Below are 12,341 nucleotides of genomic sequence, written 5' to 3'. Positions count from 1 at the left end.
TCGTTCGGCCGGGTCGACGTCCAGTCGGGCGACTTCGGGTCCGACGACTCACTCCCAGTTGTACAGCGCGTCCTCGAACACGTCGACGACGTCCGCCTTCGTCACCGGTCGGGGGTTACACCGGAGGAGGCGCTGCTGGGTGTCGACCGTCTGCCGGGCCAGCCGGTCGATCTCGTCCTCGGTGACGCCCGCGAGGTCGTGGAGCCCGCTCGGGAGGACGTTCAGGTCGCGCTGGAGGCGGAGGAACTCCTCGCGCGCGAGGTCGGCGGCCGCCCGGGTGCCGAGCCCCTCCGTGTTCGCGCCGAGGAGTTCCGCGACCCTGGCGTACCGTTCGGGGTCGCTGGCGACGTTGTACCCGAGCGTGCTCGCGGGGGTGAGCACGGCGATGGTCTCGCCGTGGTAGGTGTGATAGTTGTTGCCGACCGGGTACGCCATCGCGTGACAGAGGTTCGCGCCGGCGGTCAGCCCCGCGATCGCGCCGTAGAGCGCGCCCTTCAACATCGCGCCGCGGGCGTCCAGGTCGTCGCCGTTGTTGACGGCCTTCCGGACGTTCCCCGAGAGGAGCGCGATCGCCCGTTCGCTGAACATCTCGGTGAACCCCGTCCGGCCGGCGTACACCGGGCGGTCGGCCGGGTCCTCCGGGCGAAGCAACTCGTCGTAGGCGTGGGTCGTGTACCCCTCGATGGCGTGGCCGAGCGCGTCCATCGCCGTCCGCGCCGTGAGTTCGGGCGGCAGGGTCGTCGTGAGCGTCGGGTCCAGCAGCGCGGCGTCGGCGCGGACGTTCGCGCTGGAGATGCCTTCCTTCACGTTCTTCTCCTCGACGGAGAGGATCGTCACCGGCGAGATCTCCGAGCCGGTGCCGGCGGTCGTCGGGACGAGCACCAGCGGCGGGCCCGAGTCGGTGAGCGGCTCCCCCTCGCCTGTCGGCTCGGCGACGTAGTCGAGGATCTCGCCGCCGTTGGCGACGACCGCCCGGGTCGTCTTCGCGGTGTCGAGACAGCTCCCGCCGCCGAGGCCGACGTAGAAGCCGTACCCCTCCTCGCCGAGCTCCTCGCGGACGAACGAGATGCACCGCTCGACGCTCTCGATCGACGGCTCGCGCTCGGAGCCGTCGTACACGTCCACGACGAACCCCGCCGCCTCGACGTTGTCGGCGACGCGGTCGGCGTGGCCGAGGTCGACGAGCGTCCCGTCGGTGACGATCAGCCCGCGGGCGTCCTCGTCGACGCCGAGAGCCGAGAGCTGTGCGCCGAGCTCCTCGATCGCACCGCGGCCGACCCGGAGCTCCGGCATCTCGACGTTCCAGACGGTCTCCGGCGCGAGTTCGTGCGGGATCGCCGAGACCGACCGCTCGTAGTTCACCGGCGCCACCCCCGACGAACGTCCTCCGTGTTGCGGTTGCGCATTGGTACCACGTGGGCCGCGGTCGACTTAAGTTCCCGACCGGGTCGGTCGGCGACGCTCCCGACCAGGACGCCCGGATTCGGCCAGTGTGGGCCCCCGGAACGCACAGGGCTCACCGCCGGGAGACCCGGCCGAGCCAAACGAACAGCAACCCCAGTCCGCCGGTCATCAAACCCCCGTACACCGTGAGACTGGGCTCCCCGGACCGCCACGACAGCACTCCCATCCCCAGCGCGACGAGCAGGAAGAACCCCCCGAACGCCACCAGCACGGCCACTACGGCCCGCGACTGTCCCGCCGCCTCCACGTCGGTCCGGCCCCGGATCGCCTCCAGTCCCCGGCGGATCTCGTCGGACCGGTCCGCCGGAACCCCGATCAGGAACGGCGCGCTCAGACCCCGCACGCCGGCGTACCCGAGCCGGCAGAGCACGACGTCCCCGACCCGCAGGGTGGAGACCGACCGCAGGCCGGAGAGGTCGTGCTCGTGCTCCCGGTCGCCGACCGGGACCGCCAACGTCCCCGCCGCCGGGTCGAGGCGCCCCTCGGGGAACAGCGCCGATCCGGCGACGGCGAGGAGGAGGAAGCCGCCGAGGTACGCGGCGAGCAGCGGCGGGTACGCGAACCCCGCGAACACGAGCAGGACGCCGACCGGGACCGTCACCGCCAGCCAGCGCGGGCGGAGCGACGTAGCGGGAGGGAACAGTTCGATGAGACGTCCCGGGTCGCCGTGCTCGGCGGCGACCGCGAGGTAGACGAGCGACAGCGGGCCGCCGACGAGCGCGAGCACGACGAACAGGACGATCCGGTCGGAGGCGCCCGACCGGACCGACGAGACGATGACGAACGCGACCACGAGGAGCGCGAGCAGGCCCGTCGCGAGCAGGACGCCGGCGACGAGGTGGTGGACCACGACGCGGACGCGCTCGCCGCCCGAGGACGACCACTCGACGGGCGGTGGCGTTCCCGGCCCGGGGGCGTCGGGTGGAGGTGCCGACGGCGGGGGCGCGGGGGACATCGTGTCGGGCTTCGTGAAGCTCCCACTTGGACCTTCACTCTCGAGGAAGACGGGGGTTGGCCACGTAGCATAACACCCGTCGAGACCGGATGGCCTCGTATGCCCGCGGAGCACCCTCGCGGCGACGCGGACGCCTCGCATAGTGACTCGGACGCCTCGACCGGTGACACGAACGCCCGTGTCGACCGGCGGACGTTCCTCCGCCGGACCACGGCTGCCGGTACCGGTCTCGCGACCGGCGCGGCAGGTCTCGGCACAGCGACCGTCGACGGCGTCAGCGCCCAGGAGGGCACCGGAACCGAGACGGGGGCCGAGGAGGGCGAGGAGGAGGCGGATACGGTCACGACGCGAGGTGCGTTCGCGGCGGACGCGCCGATGCTCGGGAACTCCGATTACACCGGGCTCTTCGTCCACGTCGCCGGCGTGAACCAGGACGCCTCGACCCGTAACGTGAGCGGCTGCCCGTTCGTGGAGAGTGACGATGCAGTCGTGGCGTACGACGTCACCCTCATCGACCGCGAGTCGGCCGGAACTCCTCAGGGGGATACGCTGCTGTTCGCGGAGGTGGACGACGATACGGTCGAGTACGGAAAGCTGTTCATCGTCACGGGACAGCGGTCCTGCGGTTCCGAACACACGGAGGTGCAACTCGAGGAGGTCGGCGCCGCGAACATCCGGACCGCCGGGGCCGGGGCGAACGACGGGGCGGATTCCGGGACGGAGACCTCGATCCCGGGCTTCGGCGTCGGTGCGACCGTCGCGGGGCTCATCGGCGGCGGTGAACTCCTCCGGCGACGGCGGTCGGAGTAGTGGGCGGCGGGGAAAACGGACCCTCTTTCGGGGCGGGGGTTAGCTCGGGTGGAACTCGCTCATCGCCTCCCGGACGGCCTCCCGGTTCCCGATGATGGTGACGCGGTCGCCGGTCTGCATCGTGAAGTCGGCGTTCGGGACCACCGCCTCGCCGTCGCGGGCGACGAGCGCGATGATGCTGCCGCCGGGGAGGTCCGGACCGATGTCGCGGACCGTCCGGCCGGCGAACTCCTCGGCGGTCACCTCGACCTCCTGGACGTCGCCGGTGCGGCCGAGTTCGCCCATCCAGTTGGCGAGCGCGGGTCGCTCGATGTAGTTGTCCATCGCCTGCGCCGTAGCGATGGTGGAGGCGACCGTCCGCACGCCGAGTTCCTCGAACGCCTCGACGTTCTCCGGGTTGTTCGCACGCGCGAGGATCGTCTCGGGCTCGAACTTCGAGGCGGCCAGCTGGGAGACGAGGAGGTTGACGTCGTCGTCCCCCGTGGCGGCGACGACGATGCGCGCGTTGTCGGCGCCGGCCGACTGGAGCACGCCCGTGTCGGTCCCGTCCCCGTGGTGGACGGTGTGGCCCTCGTTGCGGGCTAGCTGCACCTGTGATTCGTCGTCGTCGATGATGACGACGTTCTCTCCCCGGTCTTCGAGGCGGGTCGCGAGGGTTCGTCCCACGGTACCGCCCCCGATGATGAGTACACGCATTGGTATCACGTCCAGCGTCTCCGCGATGCGGCGGGCGAACCCGCCCTCGAGCACGACGGTCGCGAGGATGACGAGGAACACCGTGCCGACGAGCACGTTCGCGGCCCCCGCCATCCCCAGTTCGGTGAGTTCGACCGCGAACAGCGTCGAGACCGACGCCGGGATGATCCCGCGCGGGCCGACGAACGACATGAACAGCTTTTCCTGCCGCGAGAAGCGGTCGCCGACCGACGAGAGGAACACGAGCGCAGGCCGGATGACGAGTATGATCGCCAGGACGACGGCGATTCCGCCCCAGCCGAGCAGGAGGAGGTCCTCGAACCGCAGCAGCGCGGCCAGCGCGATGAACACGAACGAGAGCACCAGCAGCGTCACGTCGCCCTTGAAGTCGGTGACGTCCTCCTCGTACGGGATGTCCATGTTCCCGAGCAGTATCCCCGCGGTCGCGACCGCCGCGATGCCTGCCTCGCGGACGATGAAGTCGGCTGCGCCGTAGGAGACGAGCGCGCCGGCCAGCACCAGCAGGCGAGCGTTCTGGGGGGCGTTCCCCGGCGACAGGTCGACGTACCGGAGGGCGTAGAACACCAGGGCCGCGACGATCCCGCCGATGACGACGCCGGTGCCGAGTCGCTCGACGAACAGCGTGAGCAGCGCGCCGGGAGCCGTCGTGCCGGCGAGGATGGCCTCGAAGATGACGACGGCGAGGATCGCCGCGGTCACGTCGTTGACGATCCCCTCCGTCTCGAGGGCCGCCTCCACCCGGTCCCGGACGGGGACGACCTCGAGGATCGGGGTGACGACCGTCGGCCCGGTCGCGACGAGGAGCGCGCCGATGAGCGCGGCGATGCCCCACTGGATGCCGAGTGCGTACCGCACCACGACGGTCGTCGCGACGAAGGCGATGATCGCGCCGAGCGTGACGAGCCGCAGCGTCTCCTTGGGCGCCTCGCGCAGCTTCTCGATGCGGAGGTGGAACGCCCCCTCGAAGACGATGATGGCGACCGAGAGCCCGACGATGGCGGGAAGCGCGTCGCCGAACGACTCGGAGGAGATGACGCCGAGTCCCTCCGGGCCGAGCGTGATGCCCGCCGCCAGGAGGAAGATGATACTCGGGACCTGATAGCGATCGGAGAGGATCTGCGCGACAACCCCGACCCCGATGATCGCGGCGACCAGCGCGATGAGCGTTCCGTCGCCAGCCACTATCGCCCCTCCATTGGCGGCAGATTCTCGGAGGAATCCGATAAGTCCACCGTTACCCGGATGTTTCGCCAGCCATCCGGCGCGTTCGGGAACGATTCCGGAACCTATCGATGCGAGATAACGAATACATGAACGGGTGGTGGGGTCACGCCTCGTAGAGGAGGTCCACGTCGTCCGCGTACCGGTCGAGGATGTTCCGGCGCTTCTTCTTCATCGTCGGCGTGAGCAGGTCGTTGTCCTCGGTGAACTCCTCGGGGACGAGGCGGAACTGCTTGATCCGTTCGTGCCGCTCGAAGTTCCCGTTCACCCGATCGACCTCCTCCTGGACGAGCGCGTTCACCCGGTCGTTTCGGCAGATTCCGGCCGGGTCCTCGGGGAGGTCGATGCCCTCCTCGGCGGCCCACTCCCTGACGGCCGGGAAGTTCGGGACGACGAGCGCGCTCACGAACCGCCGGGCGTCGCCGAGCACCATCGCCTGCTCGACGTACTCCGAGGCGGCGAAGGCGTCCTCGATGGCGCCCGGGGGCACGTACTTCCCGGTCGAGAGCTTCATCAGCTGCTTGGCCCGCTCGCGGAAGGCGATGTAGCCGTCGGGCCGGATCTCGACCACGTCGCCGGTTCGGAACCATCCGTCCTCGTCGAACGCCTGTTCGGTCTTCTCCGGGAGGTTGCGGTACCCGCGGAACACGTTCGGCCCCTTCACGAGCAGTTCCCCGACCTCGGCGGTGTCATCGGTACCGCCTCGGTCACCGTCCCCCCCGTCGTCCTCGGAGGTGACCGCGATGGTCGAGTCCACCTTCACGTCGACCCCGACGACCGGCGGGCCGATGGTCCCGACCTTCGGCTCCTCCGGGGGGTTGACCGCGACGACCGGCGCCGTCTCGGTGAGGCCGTATCCCTCGAGGATGGGGACGTCCATCCCGTGGTACAGCTCGCAGAGCTCCGCCGAGAGCGACCCGCCCCCGGAGATGAAGAACTCGACGTTACCCCCGAGCGCCTCCTTCACCGAGGAGAAGACGAGCCGGTCGGCGAGCGCGTACCTGAGGCGGAGCCCGAGTCCGGGGTCGTCGGCCCGGTGGTGCTCGCGCCCGACGTCGGTCGCCCAGTGGAAGATGCGCTCCTTCACGCTCGACTCGCTCGCCTGCTCGCGGATGGCCGCATACAGCTTCTCGTACACGCGCGGGACGCTCGTGGCCGAGGTGGGCCGCACCAGCCCGAAGTCCTCCCGGAGCGTGTCGGGCGACTCCGCGTAGGCGACGGTCGCGCCGGCCGCGAACATGAGGAAGTGGCCGGCGAGCCGCTCGAACACGTGTGCGAGGGGGAGGTACGACAGCGTCGTCGTCGACGTGTCGATGCGGGCGACGTCGGCGCCGTCCTTGTCCGGCCGCGGGCCGAACCGTCGGTAGCACTGGTCGACGTTCGCGAGGAAGTTCCGGTGGGTGAGCTCCGCGCCCTTCGGGATGCCCGTGGTCCCCGAGGTGTAGATGAGGCTCGCGAGGTCGTCCAGGTCGCGGTCGACGACCCAGCCGTCGCCGGGGTCCAGGTCGGCCCCGCGGTCGTGGACCTCCGCGAGCGTGTGGACGTCGTCGCGCTCGTGCGGTTCGCCGTCGAGCAGGACCGCGAACTCCAGGTCGAGGTCGTCCTCGACGGCGATCACGCGGTCGAGCAACTCCCGGTTCTCGACGACGACGCCCGTCGCCCCGGGGTCCGCGAGCAGGTGGCGGACCTGCTCCGTGGACGACGAGGTGTAGACGGTCGTGACGACGCCGCCGGCGCCGAGCAGCGCGAAGTCCGACTGGGCCCACTCCATCCGGGTGTGCGCGAAGACCCCGACGCGGTCGCCGGGCGCGACCCCCAGGTCACGGAATCCCGCCGAGAGCCGCCGGACGAGGTCGTGCATCTCGCCGTACGTCAGGTCGGCGTAGTCGCCGTCGGGCGCCGCGTCGACGACGCCCTCGCGGACGAGCGAGCGGTCGTACACCCCGCCCTTGTACCGCTGGGCGACGCGCTCGGCGTTGCGCCGGGCGCTCGCGTCGAACGTCGCCGCCAGCGAGTCGCGCGTGATGTCGGGCTCGTACTCACGCTCGGCCTGCCTCCAGTCCATGCGAACGTGTGGCGAGGGCGGGGTCTTAACGGTGCCTCCACCGGAAGCGCGTTGTTCGGCGTTGTCGGGGCTCGTCGCCGGTCGCTGCGGGGGATCGTCGTCGTCACCCGGCCGGGATTCGGCCGGCGCGAGGACGGGCTAGGCGTCGTCGATGTAATCGAGGTACGCCAGCACGCCGCGCGTGTTCAGCCGCTCCTCGGCGCGCGCCTTCTGCTCGCCCCAGAGGTCGACGTAGCGCTCGGAGGCGTGGTCGGCGAAATGCGCCACGACCGCCTCGTCGTCGCCGAGCGCCTCGCGCCGCTGCCGGACGGCCTCGACCCACTCCAGCAGGGTTCGCTTGTACTCGGCCGCCAGCGCGTCGTCGAACTCGCGGGGACCGAAGTGGCCGTAACAGACGTACCGCGGGTCGAGTTCGCGGATGGTGTCGACGTCCTCGTGGCAGCCGTCGAGGTCGAACGTCGACGGCGGCGAGGTCTGTCGCAGTTCGTCGAACGCCGGGACGTAGATGCCGGCGGCGTCGCCCGCGAAGACGACGTCGTCGCCGCGGTCGTGGAAGATCACCTGGTGGGGGGCGTGTCCCGGCGCGTGGTGGACGTCGAGGTCGCGGTCGCCGAGGTCGATCGTCTCGCCGCCCGAGAGGGGTTCGATCCGGTCCTCGGGGATCGGCTTCGGCTCGACGTAGTGCTCCCACTGCTCCCCGACGGCCGCCCTGGTGCCCGCGACGAGCTGTTCCGGGTCCACGAGGTGCGGGACGCCGATCTCGTGGGTCATCACGGTCGCGTCCGGGTAGCGCTCGGCCAGGAAGCCGGCGCCGCCTGCGTGGTCGAGGTGGACGTGCGTCGGGAGGATCAGGTGGGGGGTGACGCCGAGGTCGTCGAGGGCGTCGAAGAGGTACTCGCGGTTCGTCCCGATGCCCGTGTCGATCACGGCCGGGCGCTCGGCGTCGACGACGTAGACGGCGCCGTAGTTCGGGGTGTCGTACATCCCCGTGTCGAGGTAGTAGATGTCGGTGCAGTCGGGGACCGCCTCCACGTCGCCGGGCTCCATGGTTCCCGACGGGCGAGCGCGACGCAAAAGCGTTCCCCACGAGGGCGGGGGCAACCCGCGAACTCGGCCGTCGCGGGACACGGTTTCCGATCGGAGAACGCGACTCGACCGTCCGCGTGACTGACTCGGCCGTCTCGGGCCCGGACCCCCCCGCCGTCGACCCGGCTACGCGTTCACGTCCGGCCCGTCGTCGACGAATCGGACGGTGAACCGGTCGTAGCCGCCGTAGGCGGTCTCGAGCGAGCCGAGCCACCAGTTCCAGCGCTCCACGAGGTCCTTGTCCTCGGGCGCGTCGGCCATGTTACGTACGACGTCCTCCACCGTGAGCGGCTCGCCGCGGTCCGCCTCGATCTTCCCCGCGTCCGCGAGGTCGCGCGCCTGGCGCGCGACGACCCGACGGTGGGTCTCCTCGCCGCCGAACTCCAGTTCGAGCGCCGCCATCAGTTCTCGACTGTCCACGGATGGGGTTCGCACTCCACGCTTTTGAGTTCGCCGGGTGCGTGTCAGACACTCGCACGACCATCGTCGGACGGCGGGGCCGACAAGGAGGGACGGCCGTCGCTCTCGGAGGATCCAGATCGGTGAGCGCCGAGGCGGTCGCTCGGCGACGGTAGCGGCTGAGGGGAGTAAGCCCCCTTCTGTTCGTCCCGACATTCGGCTGTGCGTCCGCGCCATGCCGCGAAGCGGCGGCCCGGACTACCATCGGGGGCGCGAGTGCGCCCCGTCGGCGCGGACTTGCACCGGCGAGGATTCGCCGTTCCACCCGTTCCCGGCCGTCGACGGGACGCGGCGTCCCGTGGGGCCGCGGCGAACCGAACGTCCGCCGCGACCCCGCCCTCGGTCGGTTAGCTCCCTCCCCTTGCGGGTCGGTTCGCGGACCTCATCGGTCGGGCCGGGGGGTCTCGTTTCTGTTCCAGCGCCAGCCGTCTCCGGCTCCGGACTTGCGTCCGGTCGCCCGTCCGGGCGGTGGGGGGACTTTCCTCATGCGTCGCCGGCGCGGCCCGCGGCCGCCCGGGGACGCACGGGGATCGGGCTCCCTCTGCCGTCGCTAGCTACGCCGCATCGCGGTTTAAGCGGTTCGCCGCGTCCCCCGTTCCTGGGGCGCGGGAACGGAGGCGACGGTGGGAGGGTTATCTCGATCGAGGGAACGGGCCGAGTAGGGTGTCGAGGTGCCGGATAGGCGACTCGAAATGGTCGCCTACCGGACCGTTCCGCCGCCGGATCGATCGAATCGGTCGCCTCACCGACCGGGCGAGCGAATCGGGCGAAACCCGCCGCCAGCGGCTGGCTCCGGGACTGTACGCTGATTATAACGGTTGTACACCTGAAGGGAAGAGTTCAAGTTACGTGAAGCCTTCCAGTGGTCTATGTCCGAGGCGCAGACCGTACGACTCACCTACGAGGACGGTGATCGCGCGGTCGAACTCGCTCGGGAAGCCGTCGAATCGTACGTTCTTCACGGGCAACGGGAACACCCGGGGAGCATGCGCGACGCGTTCTACGCGCGAACCGGAGCCTTCGTTCGACTCCAGTCCACACGTGGCCGCGGTCGAATGCGGGGCTGCGCCGGGTCGTATCGGGGGAAGGATCAGCTCGGTCACGCCATCGTCGACGCGGCCATCAAGGCCGCATCGTCCGACACGGGCGGCTCCGAGGTCGAACCGAAGGAACTCGACTCCATTCTCGTCTCCGCCTGCATCGTCTCGAACGTCACGCTCACCAACGACCCCGTCGCCGACCTCGAACTGGGTCGCCACGGCGTCGCTATCGACCACGGCGGGAAACACGGCTGGCTCTACCCGACGATCCCGGTCGAGAACGGCTGGAGCAAGGAGCAGTTCCTCTCTCGCGTCTGCCGGAAGGCGAAACTCTCCCCGACGGCGTGGCAGGACGAGGAGACGATGGTGACGCTCATCGACGGCCAGGTGTTCCGCGAGCGCGACGACGGCGGCAGCGTCGAGCAGCTGTAACGACCCCACGACACACGCGTCCTCCGAACCGCAGCGCCGGAGAGCGACCGCCACGCGGGTCGCGGTCGGGCTCCGTTGGGCGGCGCTCGTACGCGACTCCGCTAAACCGCTAAATCGGGCCCGTCATCCGCGTTCCTGCCGTCACCGACTCACTTCCAGGTCCAGCGTGCGTCGAGCAGGTAGCGGTAGATGCCGCTGATAAGGATGGCGCCGATGTTGGCGACCACGTACACCAGCCCGACCCACTGGACGAACGCGGCGAGCAGGCCGAGCTGGATGGGGATCGCCGACCCGCGGACCACGTTCGTGCGGACGAGCCCGCGGAGGAAGTCGCTGCGTCCGGTGTGTCGCGAGGCGCTGAACGTCCAGGCGTTGTTCACGACGTACTGGAGCAGGATGGTGATCTCGATGGAGACGGCGGCTGCCACGAGGTAGTTGATCCGTCCGAGTTCGACGAACGACCACAGCAGTCCGGTCTGGACGGCGGCCGCGCCGGTCCCGACGGTGACGAACCGCGCGAGCCGTCCGGTGGTCGTTCCGTTCACGGATGTTGTCGGTGTCGCCATGGGTGGTCAGCGGTAGCCGAGCGCGTCCAGTCGGTCGGCGATGGCCGCGTCCATCTCCCCGTCCTCCGACGGGGTCGTCGATTCGCCGTCGCTCCGGCCGCGTCCGTCGCCACCCCCGTCGCCGCCGATGCGCCCGGCGTGTTCTCGAACCGCGCCCCTGAGCGTGGTCAGGATCTCCGGGCGGTCGGCGTCCGGTTCGGCCAGCAGGTCGTGCTTCTGTTCGGGGTCGCTCTCCCGGTCGTACAGTTCGGCGACGCCGGTCTCCGTGTTCTCGATGTACGCCCACTCGGCCGTCCGGGCCGAGACGAGCAGGTCACCCTCGTGGAGCGACCGCGGGATCGGCTGCTGGGTCACCTCCTCGCCGCGGACGGCGACCGAGACCACCGGCTCGTCGCGCACACCGGCGTCGGCCTCCTCGTCCCCCGTAATAGCATCGACGAGGTCCTCGCCCTCCCAGGCGTCCGGCGCGTCCGCGCCCAGCAGCGACGCGACCGTCGGCGGCACCGCGTCGAGGCCGACCGTTCGCTCGACGGTCCGGGCGTCGGCGCCCGGTACGTCGACCACCAGTGGGACGTGGACGAGTTCGTCGTACAGTTTCGGGTAGTGCGCCAAGTGGCCGTGCTCCTGGAACTCCTCGCCGTGGTCGCCGGCGAAGACGATAGCCGTGTCGTCCGCGTGGCCGGCCGCCGACAGCGCCTCCTGGAGACGCCCGACGCTGGCGTCGACCTGGCGCACGCCGCCGTGATACAGCGTCCGGAGGTCCGCGAGCGTTCGCGGACCGACGGCGCGCCCGAGTCCCGTACGGATGTGCGCCCGGAGCATCCGCGTCGTGCCGAGGTGGTCCGGGGAGACCGCCCTGAGGTAGCGCGGCGCCGGGACGTAGGGCGTGTGCGGGTCCATGTAGTGGACCCAGAGGAAGAACGGGCCGTCGGACTCCTCGATGAACGAGATGGCGCCCCGCTCCACGTCGAGCATCTTCGACGTGTCCGCGAACGGGCGGCCGTCGTCCGACCGGCTGAGTTTCGCGGCCGCCCGTCGGAACGGCGAGCGGAGCAGTTGCAGCCACCCCTGGACCGTCGGGTGGGCGGCGAGGTACCGACTGTAGCGGCTGGAGGCGTCCCCGACGAACGAGTCGAACTCGTCGAAGCCGCGGTCGTACCCCCAGTGCTCCGTGAGGAAACCGTTCGCGGCGTTGTACCCGCCGGTTTCGATGTCCGCGTCCGAGAGCGCCTCGGCCAGCGTCGGCGTCGACGGGGTGCCGATGTCGGGGCCCTCGGCGAAGACGGGGCGGGAGGTGAGGATGCCCGGGAAGGAGAACGGCGTCCAGTTCCCGGTGGCGAACGCGTTCTCGAAGGTCGTCCCGCCGGCCGCCAGGTCGTCGATGACCGGCGTGCGGCCGCCGCCGAGCGCGTCCGCTCGGAGGGAGTCGACCGTGACGAGGAGGACGTTCTCGGCCTCCGGTGGTGTGTGGCTCATGTCGGTGTGACGGTCTCGCGGTCGCATGCGTCGTCCCGCCGGCTCACCCA

The 12,341-nt window shown here is 70.4% G+C and carries 10 protein-coding genes and 1 other RNA gene; 2 read left to right on the top strand and 9 right to left on the bottom strand.

Going from position 1 to position 12,341, the window contains the following annotated elements; all coding sequences use genetic code 11:
• Window positions 1–48 precede the first annotated feature (48 nt).
• Window positions 49–1,362 carry a hydroxyacid-oxoacid transhydrogenase gene (locus HUG10_RS10750; RefSeq protein ID WP_179171052.1) on the bottom strand — a complete coding sequence of 438 codons (1,314 nt, stop codon included), beginning with the start codon at window positions 1,360–1,362 and terminating at the stop codon, window positions 49–51.
• 154 nt (window positions 1,363–1,516) lie between these two features.
• Window positions 1,517–2,419, bottom strand: a complete 903-nt coding sequence (locus tag HUG10_RS10745) for a hypothetical protein (protein WP_179169576.1) — start codon at window positions 2,417–2,419, stop codon at window positions 1,517–1,519.
• 99 nt (window positions 2,420–2,518) lie between these two features.
• On the opposite strand from HUG10_RS10745, the gene HUG10_RS10740 reads away from it, so the two are divergent.
• Entirely contained in the window at window positions 2,519–3,229 is a 711-nt protein-coding gene (locus HUG10_RS10740) for a PGF-CTERM sorting domain-containing protein (protein WP_179169575.1), read from the top strand.
• A 39-nt stretch (window positions 3,230–3,268) separates the two neighbouring features.
• Here HUG10_RS10740 and HUG10_RS10735 read toward each other — a convergent pair whose 3' ends face one another.
• The 5 genes from HUG10_RS10735 to rnpB form a co-directional block, all read right to left on the bottom strand.
• The gene (locus HUG10_RS10735; RefSeq protein ID WP_179171051.1) at window positions 3,269–5,131 is read right to left on the bottom strand and encodes a cation:proton antiporter domain-containing protein; all 1,863 of its coding nucleotides are present in this window, start codon (window positions 5,129–5,131) and stop codon (window positions 3,269–3,271) included.
• A 142-nt stretch (window positions 5,132–5,273) separates the two neighbouring features.
• Complete coding sequence (locus tag HUG10_RS10730) at window positions 5,274–7,232, bottom strand: AMP-dependent synthetase/ligase (protein WP_179169574.1); 1,959 nt, start codon at window positions 7,230–7,232, stop codon at window positions 5,274–5,276.
• Between the two features lie 138 nt (window positions 7,233–7,370).
• The gene (locus tag HUG10_RS10725) at window positions 7,371–8,279 is read right to left on the bottom strand and encodes an MBL fold metallo-hydrolase (RefSeq protein ID WP_179169573.1); all 909 of its coding nucleotides are present in this window, start codon (window positions 8,277–8,279) and stop codon (window positions 7,371–7,373) included.
• Window positions 8,280–8,444: 165 nt separating this feature from the next.
• Window positions 8,445–8,738, bottom strand: coding sequence for a hypothetical protein (locus HUG10_RS10720; RefSeq protein ID WP_179169572.1), 294 nt, complete (start codon window positions 8,736–8,738; stop codon window positions 8,445–8,447).
• A 156-nt stretch (window positions 8,739–8,894) separates the two neighbouring features.
• An RNA gene (gene rnpB, locus HUG10_RS10715) (RNase P RNA component) lies at window positions 8,895–9,288 on the bottom strand.
• 358 nt (window positions 9,289–9,646) lie between these two features.
• Here rnpB and HUG10_RS10710 point away from each other — a divergent pair.
• A complete protein-coding gene (locus HUG10_RS10710; protein WP_179169571.1) occupies window positions 9,647–10,249 on the top strand; it encodes a TIGR00296 family protein in 603 nt (200 codons plus the stop codon).
• 149 nt (window positions 10,250–10,398) lie between these two features.
• Here the strand turns inward: HUG10_RS10710 and HUG10_RS10705 are convergent, their stop codons facing one another.
• Both HUG10_RS10705 and HUG10_RS10700 read right to left on the bottom strand, forming a co-directional pair.
• Window positions 10,399–10,815 (bottom strand): GtrA family protein, encoded by a 417-nt coding sequence (locus tag HUG10_RS10705; RefSeq protein WP_179169570.1) that lies wholly within the window; start codon window positions 10,813–10,815, stop codon window positions 10,399–10,401.
• A gap of 6 nt (window positions 10,816–10,821) precedes the next feature.
• A complete protein-coding gene (locus HUG10_RS10700) occupies window positions 10,822–12,291 on the bottom strand; it encodes a sulfatase (RefSeq protein WP_179169569.1) in 1,470 nt (489 codons plus the stop codon).
• Window positions 12,292–12,341: the final 50 nt, after the last annotated feature.

This window comes from Halorarum halophilum, from assembly GCF_013401515.1.
Lineage (GTDB): Archaea > Halobacteriota > Halobacteria > Halobacteriales > Haloferacaceae > Halorarum > Halorarum halophilum.
This window is presented reverse-complemented; position numbering and strand designations above follow the sequence as displayed.

What these genes read in the sequence shown, in the direction of transcription:
- HUG10_RS10745 (WP_179169576.1), bottom strand. Translation starts at nt 2,419, where the DNA reads ATGTCCCCCGCGCCCCCGCCGTCGGCACCTCCACCCGACGCCCCCGGG.
- HUG10_RS10740 (WP_179169575.1), top strand. Translation starts at nt 2,519, where the DNA reads ATGCCCGCGGAGCACCCTCGCGGCGACGCGGACGCCTCGCATAGTGAC.
- HUG10_RS10730 (WP_179169574.1), bottom strand. Translation starts at nt 7,232, where the DNA reads ATGGACTGGAGGCAGGCCGAGCGTGAGTACGAGCCCGACATCACGCGC.
- HUG10_RS10725 (WP_179169573.1), bottom strand. Translation starts at nt 8,279, where the DNA reads ATGGAGCCCGGCGACGTGGAGGCGGTCCCCGACTGCACCGACATCTAC.
- HUG10_RS10710 (WP_179169571.1), top strand. Translation starts at nt 9,647, where the DNA reads ATGTCCGAGGCGCAGACCGTACGACTCACCTACGAGGACGGTGATCGC.
- HUG10_RS10705 (WP_179169570.1), bottom strand. Translation starts at nt 10,815, where the DNA reads ATGGCGACACCGACAACATCCGTGAACGGAACGACCACCGGACGGCTC.
- HUG10_RS10700 (WP_179169569.1), bottom strand. Translation starts at nt 12,291, where the DNA reads ATGAGCCACACACCACCGGAGGCCGAGAACGTCCTCCTCGTCACGGTC.